At 70.3% G+C, this 16051-nt stretch carries 18 protein-coding genes; 9 read left to right on the top strand and 9 right to left on the bottom strand.

Annotated elements, in window-relative coordinates; all coding sequences use genetic code 11:
* Nucleotides 1-25: 25 nt before the first annotated feature.
* From nirD to C8E99_RS08600, 9 genes are all read left to right on the top strand, one after another.
* Entirely contained in the window at nucleotides 26-403 is a 378-nt protein-coding gene (nirD, locus tag C8E99_RS08640; protein ID WP_115931953.1) for a nitrite reductase small subunit NirD, read from the top strand.
* Nucleotides 397-1161, top strand: a complete 765-nt coding sequence (locus C8E99_RS08635) for a sirohydrochlorin chelatase (RefSeq protein ID WP_115931952.1) — start codon at nucleotides 397-399, stop codon at nucleotides 1159-1161. The genes nirD and C8E99_RS08635 overlap by 7 nt, the downstream gene beginning before the upstream one ends.
* A complete protein-coding gene (locus tag C8E99_RS08630) occupies nucleotides 1110-1349 on the top strand; it encodes a hypothetical protein (RefSeq protein WP_115931951.1) in 240 nt (79 codons plus the stop codon). Before C8E99_RS08635 ends, C8E99_RS08630 begins: the two co-directional genes overlap by 52 nt.
* 120 nt (nucleotides 1350-1469) lie before the next feature.
* Entirely contained in the window at nucleotides 1470-4451 is a 2982-nt protein-coding gene (locus C8E99_RS08625; protein WP_115931950.1) for an esterase-like activity of phytase family protein, read from the top strand.
* A gap of 83 nt (nucleotides 4452-4534) precedes the next feature.
* Entirely contained in the window at nucleotides 4535-4981 is a 447-nt protein-coding gene (locus C8E99_RS08620) for an FAS1-like dehydratase domain-containing protein (protein WP_115931949.1), read from the top strand.
* Between the two features lie 5 nt (nucleotides 4982-4986).
* Entirely contained in the window at nucleotides 4987-5412 is a 426-nt protein-coding gene (locus C8E99_RS08615) for a MaoC family dehydratase (protein WP_425452882.1), read from the top strand.
* Nucleotides 5413-5420: 8 nt separating this feature from the next.
* A complete protein-coding gene (locus C8E99_RS08610) occupies nucleotides 5421-6530 on the top strand; it encodes a UDP-N-acetylmuramate dehydrogenase (protein ID WP_245952195.1) in 1110 nt (369 codons plus the stop codon).
* Between the two features lie 79 nt (nucleotides 6531-6609).
* Complete coding sequence (locus C8E99_RS08605; RefSeq protein ID WP_115931947.1) at nucleotides 6610-7623, top strand: NAD(P)/FAD-dependent oxidoreductase; 1014 nt, start codon at nucleotides 6610-6612, stop codon at nucleotides 7621-7623.
* A gap of 89 nt (nucleotides 7624-7712) precedes the next feature.
* Nucleotides 7713-8519, top strand: a complete 807-nt coding sequence (locus C8E99_RS08600) for an SGNH/GDSL hydrolase family protein (protein ID WP_115931946.1) — start codon at nucleotides 7713-7715, stop codon at nucleotides 8517-8519.
* Here C8E99_RS08600 and asd read toward each other — a convergent pair.
* The 9 genes from asd to mshD all read right to left on the bottom strand — a co-directional run bounded on the left by asd (nucleotide 8516) and on the right by mshD (nucleotide 16050).
* On the bottom strand, nucleotides 8516-9691 hold the full coding sequence (gene asd, locus C8E99_RS08595; RefSeq protein ID WP_115931945.1) for an aspartate-semialdehyde dehydrogenase: 1176 nt from the start codon (nucleotides 9689-9691) through the stop codon (nucleotides 8516-8518). The two genes, C8E99_RS08600 and asd, sit on opposite strands and share 4 nt — an antisense overlap.
* Nucleotides 9692-9701: 10 nt before the next feature.
* Nucleotides 9702-9923, bottom strand: coding sequence for an NF038396 family protein (locus C8E99_RS08590; protein WP_115931944.1), 222 nt, complete (start codon nucleotides 9921-9923; stop codon nucleotides 9702-9704).
* Complete coding sequence (locus C8E99_RS08585) at nucleotides 9920-10471, bottom strand: dihydrofolate reductase (protein WP_425452881.1); 552 nt, start codon at nucleotides 10469-10471, stop codon at nucleotides 9920-9922. Before C8E99_RS08585 ends, C8E99_RS08590 begins: the two co-directional genes overlap by 4 nt.
* Nucleotides 10461-11237 (bottom strand): thymidylate synthase, encoded by a 777-nt coding sequence (locus C8E99_RS08580; protein ID WP_245952461.1) that lies wholly within the window; start codon nucleotides 11235-11237, stop codon nucleotides 10461-10463. Before C8E99_RS08580 ends, C8E99_RS08585 begins: the two co-directional genes overlap by 11 nt.
* A 38-nt stretch (nucleotides 11238-11275) precedes the next feature.
* Nucleotides 11276-11695 (bottom strand): GntR family transcriptional regulator, encoded by a 420-nt coding sequence (locus C8E99_RS08575; RefSeq protein ID WP_115931942.1) that lies wholly within the window; start codon nucleotides 11693-11695, stop codon nucleotides 11276-11278.
* A complete protein-coding gene (locus C8E99_RS08570) occupies nucleotides 11692-13542 on the bottom strand; it encodes a hypothetical protein (protein WP_115931941.1) in 1851 nt (616 codons plus the stop codon). The genes C8E99_RS08575 and C8E99_RS08570 overlap by 4 nt, the downstream gene beginning before the upstream one ends.
* A 63-nt stretch (nucleotides 13543-13605) precedes the next feature.
* On the bottom strand, nucleotides 13606-13965 hold the full coding sequence (locus C8E99_RS08565) for a GNAT family N-acetyltransferase (RefSeq protein WP_115931940.1): 360 nt from the start codon (nucleotides 13963-13965) through the stop codon (nucleotides 13606-13608).
* Between the two features lie 14 nt (nucleotides 13966-13979).
* On the bottom strand, nucleotides 13980-14966 hold the full coding sequence (locus C8E99_RS08560; RefSeq protein ID WP_115931939.1) for an NUDIX hydrolase: 987 nt from the start codon (nucleotides 14964-14966) through the stop codon (nucleotides 13980-13982).
* A gap of 97 nt (nucleotides 14967-15063) precedes the next feature.
* Nucleotides 15064-16050 carry a mycothiol synthase gene (gene mshD / locus C8E99_RS08555; RefSeq protein WP_115931938.1) on the bottom strand — a complete coding sequence of 329 codons (987 nt, stop codon included), beginning with the start codon at nucleotides 16048-16050 and terminating at the stop codon, nucleotides 15064-15066.
* Nucleotide 16051: the final 1 nt, after the last annotated feature.

Here is a 16051-nt window from a genome sequence, read left to right as displayed (position 1 = left end):
AACAACCGGTTCCTACGGTGGGTCCATGACACTCACCGCTGTGCACGCCGAAACTCACGCCACCACCGACTGGCAGCCGGTCTGCCCGCTCGAGGCGCTCGAGCCCCTGTGGGCGGAGGCGGCCCTCGTGGACCGCGAGCAGGTCGCCGTGGTGCGGTTGCCCTCGGACGAGGTCGTCGCCGTCTCACACTGGGACCCGTACGCGAAGGCGCACGTGATGGCCCGCGGGATCGTCGGCTCGCGGGGCGGCCGCCCCACCCTGACCTCGCCCCTGCACAAGCAGGTCTACGATCTGGCCACGGGGGAGTGCCTCACCGATCCTGCGCTGAGACTGGCCACCTTCCCGGTGCGGGTGCGGGACGGGATCGTCGCCGTCGGACGTCATGAGCAGGCCGCATGGTGAAAAACCCCCTCACCCTCGTCGCCGTCTCCCACGGGACCGTGGATCCGGTGGGGCAGGCGCGGATCGCCGCCCTCGCCCGGGCCGTCCGGCAGCAGATCAAAGCCGGGGTCGAAGTCCTGCTGACGCACGTGGACGTCCAGACGCCGCAGGTGGGGGAGGTCCTGGCGGGCCTGCCGGCGGACCGGAGCGCCGTCGTCGTGCCCGTGCTGTTGTCCGGGGGCTACCACGTCAAGGTGGACCTCAAGCGTGCCGCCCAGGACATCCCCGTGGCCCCCGCGCTGGGCCCGGACGAGCTCCTCGTCGATCTGCTCGCGCGCCGGGCCGTGGACGCCGGCTTCGTGCGCGGGCACCACCAGGTGGTCCTCGGCGCGGCCGGATCCACCGACGCCGGCGCCGTCGCCGACTGCCGCGCCGTCGCGTACCGCTTGGCGGAACGGCTCGGCACGCCCGTGGCCGAGGGCTACCTCTCGGCCGCGCAGCCCCGGGTCGCGGCCGCCGTCGGGACTCTGCGCGCCCGGGATCCCCGTCGGCCGGTTCTGGTGCTGAGCTACCTCCTGGCCCCCGGGTACTTCCAGTCGCTGCTGGTCTCCGAGGCCACCGCTGCCGGGGCCGAGACCACCACGATTCCACTGCTGGGGCAGGCCGGCCCGGTGCCCGGGGAGCTCGTGGATCTCGTGCTGAGGCGATTCAGGGATACGGTGGATGCGTGTTTAACCCCTGGGACAACGGCTCGAAGGCCTATCGCATCACCCTGCTGACCGGCACGGGGCTCATCCTGCTCGGCATCGTGCTGGCGCTGATCGGCGGCGGGGTGCAGGTCCAGCCCCTCCAGTGGGTCGCGATCGGCCTCATCGGCCTCGGACTCGTCACCCACCTTGCGGCGCAGGTGCTGCGGGCGCGGGACGCCCAGCGTCGCCACCGGCAGGCGCGGCAGGCCGGACGCTAAGCACGTCACCGTCCGCTGGCCCAGCGTTCACCCGGTGGACTCCTGGCGGCCACGGAAGGAGGGGGCGCGGGGGATTGGATGGGGAGGTCCCCTCCCGTCCCCCGAAAGGGTATCCCCGACATGAGTACTCACCGTCGCTTGTCCGGTGCCGTGGCACTCGGCCTCTCCGCCGTGCTGACCGGCGCCTTTGCCGCCCCGACATTCGCGGCCCCGGCCGAAGCCGCTGCAGGAGCCGCTGTGCCCGCAGCGCCAGCCGTTCCAGCAGGCGAGGCCGCCGAGGGCCAGTCCTTCCACCGCTTGGCCACCCTGCCGGCCTACGAGAACCAGCTGGCCGCGGACCCCGAGGCGGACCCGTCCGCCCCCACGGTCGCCGAGATCTCCACCGTCACCGCGGATGGCAACACCGTGATCCACACCGACGCCGAGGCCGGGGGCATCGGCTTCGTGGACATCACCGACCCGGAGAACCCGCAGGCGGCCGGGTTCAAGGCCACCGATGGTTCCCCGACCTCCGTATACGCCACCGAGGCCTTCATCATCGTGGTCACGGACACCTCTGAGGACTTCACCCACCCGACCGGCAAGGTCGAGTTCTGGGACCCGGAGACCCTCGAGCTGATCCACGGCGTGGAACTGAAGGGCCAGCCCGACTCGATCGACGTCTCGCCTGACGGCACCACCGCGATGATCGCCATGGAGAACCAGCGCGACGAGGACCGCGAGGACGTGGACGGAGGTCTGCCGCAGCTGCCCGCCGGCGAACTGGCCGTGATCGACCTGTCCGCCGAGGACATCACCGCACTGACCGCCGAGGCGATCCAGTACACGGACCTGACCGGGTTGGCCGGCCTGGACACCCCCGAGGACCCGGAGCCGGAGTACATCAAGTTCTCCCCGGACGGCACCAAGGCCGCCCTGACGCTGCAGGAGAACAACGGCGTCGTCATCCTCGATGCGGCCACGGGCGAGGTCATCGACCACTTCAGTGCCGGCGCCGTCTCCGTGGAGGGCATCGACACCGCCGAGGACGGCAACCTGTCCCTGGATGGCTCCATCACCGACGCCGTGCGCGAGCCGGACGCCATCGGCTGGATCGGCAACGACCACGTGGCCACTGCGAACGAGGGCGACTGGAAGGGCGGCAGCCGCGGCTGGACCGTCTTCAACGCCGATCCGGAGTCCGCGGAGTTCGGCGACGTGGTCTGGGATGCCGGCAACTCCTTCGAGAACCTCGCCCACCGCTACGGCCAGTTCCCCGAGCACCGGGCTGAGAACAAGGGCGCCGAACCCGAGGGTCTGACCGTGGAGACCTACGGGGACACCACCTACGCGTTCGTCGGCTCCGAGCGGGGCAACTTCGTGGCCGTGTACAACGTCGACGATCCGTCCAACCCGGTCTTCACCCAGCTGATGCCGTCCACCAACGGGCCCGAGGGCCTGCTGGCCATCCCGGAGCGCAACCTCATGGTGGTCTCCTCCGAGGAGGACGACGCCGAGGTGGGCGTCCGCGCCACCGTCCAGGTCTTCGAGTTGGGGGACGGGCCTGCAGCGGTCCCGACCCTGAAGTCCGCTGATGCGACCGGGCCGGCCGCAACGGAGGGACAGCCCATCACCTGGTCCGCCCTGGGTGCGCTGTCCGCCGTGCCGGGCGAGGCTGACAAGCTCTATGCGGCGCCGGATGACTTCCTGTCCCCGTCCCGGATCTACACGGTGGACACCACCACCGCTGACGACGGCGGCCCGGCCACCATCGAGGCCGAGCTCGCCCTGGAGCACGGGTACGACATCGAAGGCCTGTGGGCCGACGCGGACGGCACGTTCTGGCTGGCCGTCGAAGGCACCGCGATCACCGACGGTGAGGTCGGCTCCGAGGGCAACCGGCTGGTCCACGTGGACGCCGAGGGCCAGGAGCTCGCCTCGGTCGACCTGCCCGCCGAAGTGGCCGCAGGATTGAAGGGCCAGGGCCTCGAGGGCGTCACGGGCTACGGCTCCGGTGAGGACGCGGTGCTCTACACCGCCGTCCAGCGAGAGGCCGCCGGCGAGGACTTCGCCCGCATCGGCCGCTTCACGGTGGCCACCGGTGAGTGGGAGTGGTTCGGCTATTCACTGGAGTCCACCGACGTCGAGGGCGACTGGATCGGCCTGAGCGAGATCACCGCCGTGGACGGGGACACCCTCGCGGTCATCGAACGGGACAAGCTCAACGGCCCTGACGCAGCCCTGAAGAAGGTCTTCACGGTCGAGGTGCCGGAGGCCGGAGCCGCCACCGGTGCGGCAGCCGAGGAGGTCCCGGTGCTCGAGAAGACCGAGGCCATCGACGTGCTGCCCCAGCTGCAGGACCTCAACGGCTGGACCCAGGAGAAGCTGGAGGGGCTGGCGATCGCCGGCAACGGGAACGTCTACGCCGCCACGGACAACGACGGGGTGGAGGACGCCACCGGCGAGACCGTCTTCCTGAACCTCGGCCCGGCCGCCGAGCACTTCCCGACTGACCCGACCGATCCGACTGATCCGGAGCCGGTGGTGGATTTCACGGACAATCAGCCCGGTTCGGTGTACTACGCACCGGTGCGGTGGATGCAGGCCGCCGGGGTGACCACCGGCTACACCGACGGCACCTACCGCAAGGCGGCAGAGATCACCCGTGGGGAGTCCGTGGCCTTTCTGCAGCGCTACCTGGCCCCGGACTACACCACCGACCCGGCCGACGAGGACACCCCCGTGTTCCCGGACGTGCCGGCCGGGGCCCCGCACTTCACCCCGATCGCCTGGGCCGCCGACGACTCCGACGGCGCCAACGGTGCCGGCCCCGTCTCCGAGGGCTACGCCGATGGCACCTTCCGGCCCGGCCAGGACGTGACGCGTGCGGAGTTCGTGACCTTCCTCTACCGGGCCGCTGATCCTGAGGGCTTCACCGCCCCCGAGGTCTCAGTGTTCCCGGACGTGCCGTCCTCCGGCTCGTACTACGAGGCGATCTCCTGGGCCGCTGCCGAGGGACTGGTCAACGGCTACCACGGCGGCGAATACCGCCCGTACGACCCGATCAGCCGCGGCGAGGTCGCCAAGGTCATGCACCAATACGGCGTCGCGCAGGAGGGCTGAGGGGTCAGGGTGAGGGGCCGAGATGAGGGAGGCGCCGGGCGGTAGGCTGTAAGCCGATGTCACCGGACCTGAGGAGTACCGCAGTGGGCGTGAACCCGGACCTGCAGGGGCGAACCTATCCGCCCACCGAGCCCTACGTCGTCGGGCGGGAGAAGATCCGTGAGTTCGCCGCGGCCGTCCAGGCCACGCACCCCGCGCACACGGACCTCGCAGCCGCCCGGGGTCTCGGCTACGCCGACCTGGTGGCCCCGCCCACCTTCCTGGTGACCCTCGCGCAGAGGGCCGAGGCCGCCGTCGTCGCCGATCCGGATGCCGGCATCGACTTCTCGCGGGTGGTCCACGCGGACGAGCGCTTCACCCACCGGCGCCCGGCCGTGGCCGGAGACGAGCTCATCGGGGCCACCACGGTCGAATCCGTCAAGTCCCTCGGCGGCCACACCATGGTCACCACCGCCACCGAGATCACCACCACCGGCGGCGAGGCCGTCTCCACCGTGCGGTCCACCCTGTTGGTCCGCGGAGAGGAATGATCACCATGGAAAAAGGCGACTCCATCGGCTCCACCACCGTCACCCTCTCCCGCGCCGACCTGGTCCGTTATGCGGGGGCCTCGGGCGACTTCAACCCGATCCACTGGTCCGAATCCACCGCCCGCTCCGTGGACCTGCCCGGCGTGATCGCCCACGGCATGCTGACCATGGGCGCCGCCGTCCAGCTGGTCACCGACTGGTGCGGGGACCCCGGAGCCATCCTCGACTACCAGACCCGTTTCTCGGCCATGGTCCCCGTTGACGAGGCCGAGGGCGCCACCCTGACCGTCTCCGGCAAGGTGGGGAAGATTGATGACGACGCCGGCACGGTGCGGATCGATCTCAGCGTCACCGACGCCGGGCACGGAGATGCCAAGGTCCTGACCAAGGCGCAGGCCGTCGTCCGGGTCCCGGAGGGGGCGGCCGCGTGAGTGGGCGGGTGGCCACCACAGGGTCTGCGGGAATCACGGCGGGCATCCGCCTGGCCGAGTACACCACGAGCCGGGTCGGAGGCCCTGCCGCCGGGTGGGTCGCGGCCGGGTCGGCCGAGAAGGCCACCGAGGCCATCCGGTCCATCGATGCTGCCGGCACCCCCCTGTTGATCCTGGGCGGCGGCTCGAACACCCTGATGGCCGACGCCGGCTTCCCCGGCACCGTGGTCCAGCTCGCCTTCCGCGGGGTTGAGGTCCTGAAGGAGACAGGCGAGTCAGTTCACGTTCGGATGGCGGCGGGTCAGGACTGGGACGAAGCCGTCGCCTGGACGGTGGCGCAGGGCCTGACCGGGCTCGAAGCACTCTCCGGGATCCCGGGCTCCGCCGGGGCCACCCCGGTGCAGAACGTCGGCGCCTACGGCTCGGATATCTCCCGCACCCTCGTGTCCGTCCAGGCCTGGGATCGTCAGGCGGGTGAGCTGGTCGAGTTGAGCCACGAGGACCTGCGGTTCGGGTACCGCGACTCCGTCATCAAGCGGAGCATGCTGGACTCCACCCCCCGCTGGGTGGTGCTCTCCGTGGACTTCCGACTGCACCGCTCGGGCAGCATCGCCCCGGTCCGCTTCGCCCAGCTGGCCCAGGCCCTCGGCGTGGACGAGGGGGAGTCCGCCCCGCTGGAGACGGTCCGCCACCAGGTGCTGCGGCTGCGGGCCGGCAAGGGCATGGTCCTGGACGCCCAGGACCAGGACACCTGGTCCACGGGCTCCTTCTTCACCAATCCCATTCTCCCCGCGTCCGTCCGGGCGCACCTGCCCGGCGACGCCCCGGCCTACGGCGCCGGACAGGACGAGGACGGAGAGAAGCTGGTCAAACTCTCCGCCGCGTGGCTCATCGACCGCGCCGGCTTCGGCAAGGGCTTCGGGCTGGGACCGGACGAGCAGGCCATCGCCGGCGCCCGCGCGTCGTTGTCCACGAAACACACGCTCGCCGTGACCAACCGCGGCCATGCGAGCACGGCGGACCTGCTGGCGATCGCCCGCACGGTGCGGGATGGCGTCGAGGCGCAGTGGGGCGTACGTCTGCACCCCGAGCCGGTGCTCGTGGGGTGCGTGCTCTAGACCTGGCTGTTCTCTAGACCTGTTTTGCCATTCGGCAAGAATGATTGCCAAACGGGATCATGGGTTCGATGATGGTGTGATGAACCAGAAACAGAACCAGACCCCTGATGCCTCGCGCACCCCAGAAACCCCAGAAACCCTCGATGTACTGATCGCCGGAGGCGGTGCGGCCGGCCTCGCCGCCGCCGTGACCCTGGCCCGGTCCCGGCGCTCCGTCGCCGTGGTGGACGGCGGCCAGCCGCGCAACGCTCCGGCCGAGGGCGTGCATGCCCTGCTGGGCCGCGAGGGCATCAGCCCCGCCGAGCTGCTCGCCGCCGGGCGACGCGAGGTCACCGGCTACGGGGGAGTGGTCCTGGACGGGGAGATCGCCGCGGTCCGCCGGCTGGAGGGTGGCGAAGGAGAGGATGGCGGGGGAGATGCCGGCTTCGAGGCCACGCTGAACGATGGCAGGGTCCTCACCGCACGCCAGTTGCTCATCGCCACGGGGCTCATCGACGAGCTGCCGCCAATCCCCGGTCTGGCCGAGCACTGGGGCCGCAGCGTGATCCACTGCCCCTACTGCCACGGCTGGGAGGTGCGGGACCGCTCCATCCTGGTCCTGGGCACCTCCGCCAACTCGGTGCACCAGGCCCTGCTCTTCAGCCAGCTCAGCGCCGACGTGCGATTCCTGGCGGACACCGCGCACGGGCCTGGACTGGACGCGGAGCAGGCCCGCCAGCTGGCCGCCCGCGGCGTCGAGGTGATCACGGGGGAGGCGGCCGCCGTCGAGTCAGAGAACGGCGGCGCCCCGAACGGTGAGGCCCGGCTCGCGGGAGTGCGCCTGGCCGGCGGCGAACTGCTGCCCGCCGAGGTGATCGTGGTGGCCCCGCGAATGCTCGCCCGGACCGAGGCCTTCGAGGGCCTGGGGGTGCAGACGGAGGAGAACCCGATGGGCCGCTTCATCCCGGTCGACGCCTCTGGCTGGACCGGTGTCCCCGGGGTCTGGGCCGCCGGCAACGTCGCGGACCTCTCGGCACAGGTCGGGGCGGCGGCGGCCGCCGGGACCCTGGCGGCGGCCCGGCTCAACGCGGAACTGGTGATGGAGCGGCTGTAGGACAGGTGAGGCAACATTCGGGCGCACTTCACGTGGCCGTCACCGGCTGGTCACGGTGCTGACGGGTGGCTTGCCTACCGTCACCCACCATGGGCGGATTGTTTGTGGCCATCGGCGACTCCTTCACCGAAGGGGTGGGCGACTGGGAGCCCCGGCACCCCAACGGGGTACGCGGCTGGGCGGACCGGGTGGCCAAGCAGTTGTCCAAGGCGGACCCGAGCAGCCGCTACGCGAACCTGGCGATCCGCAGCCGGCGCCTCGCCGGTGTCGTCGAGGAGCAGATCGAGCCGGCCCTGGCCATGCGTCCAGACCTGATCAGCTTCTATGCGGGCGGAAACGATCTCCTCGAGGTGCGCCAGGACATCGGCCTGGTCCTGGAGAACTACACGCGGGCGGTCGAGCGGCTGGTGTCCTCCGGTGCGCAGGTGCTCCTCTTCACGGGGTTCGACGTCCCCCTGCACCCCGTGCTGGAACGGTTCAAGCGCAGGAACTGGGCCTTCAATGACAACGTGCGCCAGCTCGCCCGCCGGTACCCGGACTCCGTGACGCTGGTGGACTACTGGACGTGGGATGTCTATCATGACCGCCGCATGTGGGACATTGACAAGCTCCACATGAACCGCGCGGGGCACCGCTACATGGCCATCCAGATTCTCAACATCCTGGGCGTCCGGCACCAATTGGAGTTCGAGCCCTTCGGTCCCCGTGAGCGGTTGGGTCCCGTCCAGTCTGTCAGCCGGGACGTGGAGTGGCTGCGCCAGTGGGTGCTGCCCATGTTCGGCCGCCGGATGCGCGGAATCACGCTCGGCGATGGACTGCACCCCAAATGGCCGGAGCCCTTCCTGCCCGCAGACGGCATGAAGAAGACCTACCGCAAGCGGCGCAGCAGGCCCTAGAGGTTGCCGGTGGCGATGGCCAGCATGCGGCGCACCGGCTCGGCGGCGCCCCAGAGCAGCTGGTCGCCCACGGTGAACGCGGAGAGGTACTCCGGGCCCATCTCCATCTTGCGCAGCCGGCCCACGGGGATGGTCATGGCGCCGGAGGCGGCGATCGGGGTCAGGTCGGCCATTGAGGCCTCCTTGGTGTTCGGCACCAGAGAGACCCACTCGTTGTCCGAGGCGATGATCTGCTCGATCTCGTCCAGCGGCACGTCCCGCGTCAGTTTCAGGGTCAGCGCCTGGGAGTGCGAGCGCAGGGTGCCGATGCGCACGCACAGGGAGTCGAAGGGCACCCGCTGGGCTGCCGAGTGACCGAGGATCTTGTTCGTCTCGTCGCCGGCCTTCTTCTCCTCCTTGGACATGCCGTTGCCGAGGTCCGCGTCGATCCAGGGGATGAGCGATCCGGCGAGCGGCATGCCGAACTGGGAGGCGTCCAGGGAGCCGTCGCGCTGGGCAGCGGTGACCTTGCGGTCGATCTCGAGGATGGCGGAGGCGGGATCGGCCAGCTCGTTCGCCACCACGCCGTGGAGGTCGCCGAACTGGGTGAGCAGCTCGCGCATGTGGCGGGCGCCGCCGCCGGAGGCCGCCTGGTAGGTCATGGCGGTGCCCCACTCCACAAGGCCGGCCTTGAACAGGCCGCCCAAGCCCATGAGCATGCAGGAGACGGTGCAGTTGCCGCCCACGAAGTCCTTGACGCCCGAGGCCAGGCCGGCGTCGATGACGTTCCGGTTCACCGGGTCGAGCACGATGATGGAGGAGTCCTCCATGCGCAGCGTCGAGGCGGCGTCGATCCAGATCCCGTTCCAGCCCGCGGCGCGCAGCTTGGGGTAGACCTCGGAGGTGTAGCCGCCGCCCTGAGTGGTGAGGATGACGGGCAGCTTGGCCAGCGTCTCGATGTCATAGGCGTCCTGCAGGAGCCCCGCATCGCCCTTCAGTCCTTCCACGGCAGGCGCAGGCTGACCGGCGGCGGAGGTGGAGAAGAACACCGGGTTCAGGCGCTCGAAGTCCCCCTCCTCGGCCATCCGCTGCAGGAGCACGGAGCCAACCATGCCGCGCCAGCCGATGAGGCCGACCGTGGGGTTGGCGGCGGGGTCGGAAGCGGTCTGGAGTGCTGATTCTGGGGAAAGCATGCCCCACAGTCTACTGGCCGGAGCTGTCCTCGGTCAGTGACCTGCGTTTCAGGGTGGCCCACAGCCCACCGAAGATGAACACCTGGGTGAGCACCACCAGGAAGACGACGCCCATCACCACGTTGTCCGTGAAGATCATGACCAGTCCCATCACGGCGGTCACCAGGCCCAGGATCGGGCAGGCGACGAAGGCGATGAACGTCAGGGTGGTCTTGTTCAGCAGCGCGTTCATGAGCGGTCCTCGTGGTCGTCGTGGGCGCGTTCCCACCGTTCGAAGCGGTACCCGGTCCCGGAGTCGGTGCGGTGCTCCTCGAGAGAGGTCCGGGTCCATTGGCCGTCCAGTGCGGGGGCGTACGTGTCACCGGCGGCGTCGGTCTCGATCACGGTGATCTCCGCCAGGGTCGCCACATCGAGCGCCTGCTCGTACAGCGTGGCCCCGCCGATCACCCAGATCAGGTCCAGCCCGTCCGCTTCGCTCGCGGCCTCGAGGGCCTCCTGGAACCCGGGGACGACGACGGCGCCCGCCGCCCGCATCACCTCCGCCGACTGCTGGCGCCGGGAGACGACGATGTTCGTGCGTCCCGGTAGGGGCCGGAACTTCTCCGGGAACGAGTCCCAGGTACGCCGGCCCATGATGACCGGGTGGCCGTGGGTACGGTCCTTGAAGTGGGCGAGGTCCTCGGGCAGGTGCCACGGCATGGAGCCGTCGGCGCCGATGACGCGATCCGGGGTCTGGGCCCAGATCATGCCGATGCGGATGGGGGTACTGTCAGACGGCAATGGGGGCCTTGATCGTCGGGTGGTGCTGGTAGTCGACCAGCTCGAAGTCCTCGAGGGCGTAGCTGAAGATGTCCTCCGGGGTCCGGTTGAACCTCAGCTGCGGGTAGGGAAACGGCTCCCGGGAGAGCTGCTCCGTGACCTGGTCCACGTGGTTGTCATAGATGTGGCAGTCGCCACCGGTCCAGACGAACTCGCCCGGCTCCAGTCCCGTCTGCTGAGCCATCATGACGGTCAACAGGGCGTAGGAGGCGATGTTGAACGGCACCCCGAGGAACAGGTCCGCCGAGCGCTGGTACAGCTGGCAGGAGAGTTTCCCGGGGCCGTTCTCCTGCGGGGCCACGTAGAACTGGAACATCGCGTGGCACGGCGGTAGGGCCATCTCGTCCACCTCGGCCGGATTCCACGCGGTGACCAGGTGGCGGCGCGAGTCCGGGGTGGTCTGGATGGAGTCCACGACCTTCGCGATCTGGTCGATCTGCCCGCCGTCCGGGGTGGGCCAGGACCGCCATTGCACGCCGTAGACCGGGCCCAGTTCACCGTCCTCGTCTGCCCACTCGTCCCAGATCTTGACGCCGCGCTCCTGCAGCCAGCGGACGTTGGAATCGCCACGCAGGAACCACAGCAGCTCGAGTGCCACGGACTTGAAGTGCACGCGCTTGGTGGTGATCAACGGGAACGATGCGCCGAGGTCGTACCGCAGCTGCCGGCCGAACACGCTGCGCGTCCCGGTGCCGGTGCGGTCTGTCTTGGCGGCACCGGTGGCCATGACATCGGCCAGCAGGTCCTCATACGGGGTGGAGATGCTCACCCGTGCATTCTACGGGCCACCCCCGTCAGCAGTTCCACCGTCTCCTCAGGGCTGAAACCCGCCGCTGCCGCCCGGCGCGCGAGGTCCTCGGCGGCCTGCACGACGTCGGCCGGCCAGTCCCGTTCCTGACCCGCCTGCTTCCCCGGCGTACTTCCCGGTCCCTGCCGCGGGGGCGCCTCCGCCACCGTCGTGCCGTGCCGGCGCCGGGAGACCACGTACCCGGCCGCCTCCAGTTCCCGATAGGCCCGGGCCACGGTCCCGACGGCGATCCCCAGGTCCGCGGCCAGCGCCCGGACCGAGGGAAGCCGAGAGCCCGGGGTGAGGGACCCGTCGTCGACTAGGGCAGTGATGCGAGCCCGCAGCTGCTCGAACGGCGGGACCGGTGAGGAGAGGTCGAGGACGATCTCGGCGCTCATGAAACGGGCGCCTCCCGTTCGGCTTCACGCGCGGCCTCCCGCTCGTCCTGGCGGGGCCGGAGCCGGGCCCCGGGGACGTCGGGGGCCGGGGCGATCACGCAGGCCACGATGAGGCCGAACAGGGCGAAGACCGTCAGGGTGCGGATCAGGAGCAGGCCGTCGGGCAGGTCGTTGATCCCGAGATTCAGGATGGTGCCACTGATGAAGCCATGCCAGACCTGCACGCCGGCGAGGAGGGCGGCACCGGTGACGGACAGGATGCCCGCGGCGCCGACGGCCAGCAGGCGGTTGGCCCCGCCGGTGCGGATCGCGGCGTCCTGCTCGGCAGTGGCATGGCCGAGGGGCGGGCGGTGCAGGGCCAGACGGGCGAGGGCGAGAGCGGTCAAAGCGAAGGCCGCGGTCGTCGCCGCCAGCGCGGTGGCCAGCTCGGTCTGCTGCACTTTCGTGGTCAGGCAGAGCACGCACCACACCGCTGCCAGGAGCATGGACAGTCCGAGGGCGTAGACGGGCCAGCGGGACGACTTGCCAGTGGTGGCCGGCTCCCAGGACGGGCTGTGTCCCCGGCGGACGCCGAACTCGGTGAAGCCCAGAATGACCAGGGCCGCGGCGCAGGGCAGCGCCGACCACAGGACCATCGACCACGTGTCCCAGGCGGACCCCCAGGCGGGACCGGCAGACCCGACCACGGACGTTCCCGTGTGGGGTAGAGCCCAGGAGAAGTAGCCCACCAGTGCGGCGATCGGCGCCGCCACCATCCACGCCAGGGTCGCCCCGTCCAGGCGCAGGCGCAGCACGGCGCGGGCGGTGCCCGGTGCGCGGGAGGACCGAGGCGACGGGCCGGCGTCGTACGCCTCGCGGTGCTGCACCGTGTGGGAGCCGAGCTCGGCGACGTGCGGTGACCGCCAGAAGAGCAGGACCAGCATCACGAGAAGCGAGGCCAGGCCGAGCCAGGGCATGAAGGGGGTGGAGTAGCGATCCTCAGTATGGCGGGCCAGCGCTGCGTCAGCATTCGCCCAGGCGTTGAACCCCGCGGCGCCGATGCCCAGCATCATGACCGCCACGGTGCGCAGGGCGCGGTTGACGGCGATGCGCCGCACGAGGTCGTCGTCCCGGGGGTGCAGTCCGGTCAGCGTGGGGCGCCGGGCGATGATCCGCAGCACGATCGCGAAGCCGACGGCGGCCAGGACCAGGGCCAGCAGCAGCCAGGGCGCGATGTCCCCGCCGCCGCGGGATCCTGGCTCGAACCAACTGCTCTCCGAGCCGCCGTACTCGTCACGCCACGTCTCCGTGATCTCGCGCGCCCGAACCGCCGGGGTCTGCCAGGCCAGCGCCACCAACCCGGCGGCGGCCAGCATGATGACGGCGGTGACACCGGTCAGGTGGCGGGGGAGGAGTTCGCTGGCGCGGCGGTCGCTCAGACGGGCCATGCGCACGGCGCCGGTCTGCCGGGGCCACGTGTACTGCGCCACGGCGTACACCAAGACGAAGGCCACCACCGGGCTGAGGGCGATCCCCAGCGCCTCGTACCAGGGCAGGGGAGGCAGCGGGGCGCTGATAATGCTCCGGACGGTCTCCCCATCGGTCTCGGTGGTCACCGGAAAGGCGCCGTTGCTGAACCCGTTGCCGAAGACGCCAAACTGCTCCGGGGTGGCCAGGGCAGCCAGCCCGGCGGTGCCGGAGGCGAAGAGGGCGATGAGCGCCGCGATCATCGCGTGGGTGCGCACAGCCCGCACGGGGTCGCCGCGGCCGGGACTCCACGCCGTGCCGCGCAGGACGACGTACAGCAGGCCCAGCCCTACGGCCAGTCCTATGCCGGTGGACCCGGCCCATCCCATGGCGTTGCCCATGTACTCCCCCTTCGATTATGTGTCAATGTATCAACCCATTGACACATCCGAAAGGCGTATGAATTACAGTTCGCCCTCGAAGCCGCCCTTGAAAACCAAGGGCGCGTATTCGGGGTAGCGCCGCAGGTAGTCCTGCACGTAGGAGCATTCCGGGACGATCAGGAAGCCCTCGGCCTTGAGGCGCTCCAGCACGATCGTCACCAGCGCGCGGGCGTAACCGCGGCGGCCGAAGGCCTCGTCGATGATGGTGTGCTGCAGGATCACCACGGTCTCCTCGCCCACGGTCTGCTCCGTGTAGCCGAGGAAGCCGATGAACTGCTCCTTCTGCCACAGTTCGATCCGGCCGCGGTCCGGGTCGCGTTCCACGCGCAGGTCGTCATGGACGATCTTGGGGGTCTCGGTGCTGCTGCCCTGGGTGCTCATGCGATGAGGCTACTTCAGTCGTCCCAGACGTCGTAGACCTCGATCGACACGATTTTGCCCCCGGCATCCAGGGCCTGGTGGGCCACGATGACCGCCCCGGGCTTCAGGTAGGGATCCTTGCGGGGCAGGGCGGCCAGCACGGCGTCATTCGAGTCCAGCACCCCGTCCTTCAACACCTCGAGGATCTCCGGCAACACCGGCCGATGGGTGCACAGCAGGGTCGAGCGCTGCTTGCCCAGCCGGGCCGCCATCTCCTTGCGCGACTTCTTGGGGTTGTTCTTCGCCGTCTTCTCACTGAAGGCCCCGAGCTCCTTGAACCCGCGCTTGGTGTCCTTCACGTACGGGGTCACCGTCTCCACGCAGCGCAGGTACGGGGATGTGATGACCTTGTCCGGGTTCCAGGACCCCAACAAACGACGCACGGACATCGCCTGCCGCTGTCCCGTGGCCGCGAGGGGCCGCTGGTCCTCCGCGCGGGACCAGGAGGAGCGCGGCTTCGCCTTCGCGTGGCGCAGGATGATGAACGGGGCGGTGCGCAGGGTCTTGTTGCGGTGGGCTGCGACCAAGGCCTCCAGCGGCTCGCGGTCCGTGGCATTGGTCAGGGCGGCGCGGGCCTTCTTGACGCTCATCCACTCGGTGCGGTCCACCTCGCGGCCGTCCGGCACCGGCGTGGTCCGGGAGGCCTCGGCCGCCCAGTACCAGACTTCCTTGGGAGTCTTGGCGGCGCCGATGGTGTACCGGGTCGTCGGCAGCGGCAGCCCCAGATCGACCACCAGCCCGATCTCCTCGCGGACCTCCCGCACCGCGCATTCCGGCAGGGTCTCGCCGTCGTCCAGCTTGCCCTTGGGCCAGGACCAGTCGTCGTACTGGGGGCGGTGGATCACCAGCACCTCGAGCCCCTGACCCGAGGCGCGCCAGGGCACCACTCCGGCGGCGAGGACCGAGGCGGAGGGTGCGGCGTCGTGGAAGTCGGCGGTCGAGCGGGCTGCAGTCTGGGGCATGCGGGATCCACTTTCGGAAAAGGGGGCGTGGCGCCCCATCGTATCCGGCGCTGAACGCCCTGTGGCCACGACCGGCCACGACCGGCCAGGACTTGGACTACCCGCGCGGGGTGTACATCACATCGGTGTCCCAGCGGACGAAGCCGAGCTTGCGGTAGAGCTCCACGGCCGCGGTGTTGTCCGCGTCCACATAGAGCATCACCGCCTCCACGCCCTGCTGTTGCAGGTAGCGGATGCCCGCCACCGTCAGCACCCGGCCCAGGCCGCGGCCCTGCGCCTGGGGGCCGACGCCGACCACGTAGACCTCGCCGAGCGGTGGATGCCCATCGGCGCCGGGGTGGATCTTCGTCCAGTGGAAGCCCAGCAGCGTTCCATCGGCATCCTCGGCCAGGATGAACCCGGCCGGATCGAACCACGGCTCGGCCTTCCGAGCATCCAGGTCGGTCTGGTCCAGCGAGCCCTGCTCAGGGTGGTCGGCGAAGGCCGCGGCGTTCGTCTCCAGGAACGCGGCGTCGTCCGCGCCGGGCACGAAGGACCGCAGGGTGATGCCCTCAGGGGCGGTGCCGTCCCACACGCTGGTGCGGAGGGAACCGTTCTCCACGTCGTCCTGGGACACCTGGTGGGTGAGGCGCAACCTCAGCAGCTCGCGGACCGGCGTGTAGCCGAACTGCTCGGCCAGCCGGGCCGCGGCAGCATGGTTGCCGTGCGCCCAGGCGTTGTACTTCTCGGTCAAGCCGGCATCCAGTTCCCGGGCCAGGGCGGTCGCCACTCCTTGGGAGCGGCAGTTGGGGTGCACCACCAGTTCGAGGGTTCCGGGCCCAGCACCCGGCCCCGCGGAGATGGCGACGGCGGCGCCCGCCAGTTCGCCGTCACGGCCGTCCTGGTGGTCCAGCCATGCGGTGACGGTCCGGACCCGGTCCGGGTCGTCCGTGGTGCGCAGCTCGACCCAGGTCTGGTCGGAGAACGGGGGATTGCCGTCGGCGGACTCGGCCGCCTCGGCCAGGGCCGTCAGATCGCGCAGCAGCCCGGAATCCAGGCGGCCGGCACTGGTGGACAAGGACGGGGATTCGTGCGGGTGGTCCATG

This window comes from Citricoccus muralis (assembly GCF_003386075.1).
Taxonomy (GTDB): domain Bacteria; phylum Actinomycetota; class Actinomycetes; order Actinomycetales; family Micrococcaceae; genus Citricoccus; species Citricoccus muralis.
The sequence above is the reverse complement of the archived record's forward strand: the minus strand, read 5'-3'. Positions and strand labels throughout refer to the sequence as shown.

Bases quoted from the DNA above. Each gene is read 5' to 3' on its own strand.
- C8E99_RS08590 (WP_115931944.1), bottom strand. From the start codon at position 9,923: ATGAACGCGCTGCTGAACAAGACCACCCTGACGTTCATCGCCTTCGTC.
- mshD (WP_115931938.1), bottom strand. From the start codon at position 16,050: ATGGACCACCCGCACGAATCCCCGTCCTTGTCCACCAGTGCCGGCCGC.
- C8E99_RS08600 (WP_115931946.1), top strand. From the start codon at position 7,713: ATGGGCGGATTGTTTGTGGCCATCGGCGACTCCTTCACCGAAGGGGTG.
- C8E99_RS08565 (WP_115931940.1), bottom strand. From the start codon at position 13,965: ATGAGCACCCAGGGCAGCAGCACCGAGACCCCCAAGATCGTCCATGAC.
- C8E99_RS08575 (WP_115931942.1), bottom strand. From the start codon at position 11,695: ATGAGCGCCGAGATCGTCCTCGACCTCTCCTCACCGGTCCCGCCGTTC.
- C8E99_RS08615 (WP_425452882.1), top strand. From the start codon at position 4,987: ATGGAAAAAGGCGACTCCATCGGCTCCACCACCGTCACCCTCTCCCGC.
- C8E99_RS08570 (WP_115931941.1), bottom strand. From the start codon at position 13,542: ATGGGCAACGCCATGGGATGGGCCGGGTCCACCGGCATAGGACTGGCC.
- C8E99_RS08625 (WP_115931950.1), top strand. From the start codon at position 1,470: ATGAGTACTCACCGTCGCTTGTCCGGTGCCGTGGCACTCGGCCTCTCC.
- C8E99_RS08580 (WP_245952461.1), bottom strand. From the start codon at position 11,237: ATGGCCACCGGTGCCGCCAAGACAGACCGCACCGGCACCGGGACGCGC.
- C8E99_RS08605 (WP_115931947.1), top strand. From the start codon at position 6,610: ATGAACCAGAAACAGAACCAGACCCCTGATGCCTCGCGCACCCCAGAA.
- asd (WP_115931945.1), bottom strand. From the start codon at position 9,691: ATGCTTTCCCCAGAATCAGCACTCCAGACCGCTTCCGACCCCGCCGCC.
- C8E99_RS08560 (WP_115931939.1), bottom strand. From the start codon at position 14,966: ATGCCCCAGACTGCAGCCCGCTCGACCGCCGACTTCCACGACGCCGCA.
- nirD (WP_115931953.1), top strand. From the start codon at position 26: ATGACACTCACCGCTGTGCACGCCGAAACTCACGCCACCACCGACTGG.
- C8E99_RS08635 (WP_115931952.1), top strand. From the start codon at position 397: ATGGTGAAAAACCCCCTCACCCTCGTCGCCGTCTCCCACGGGACCGTG.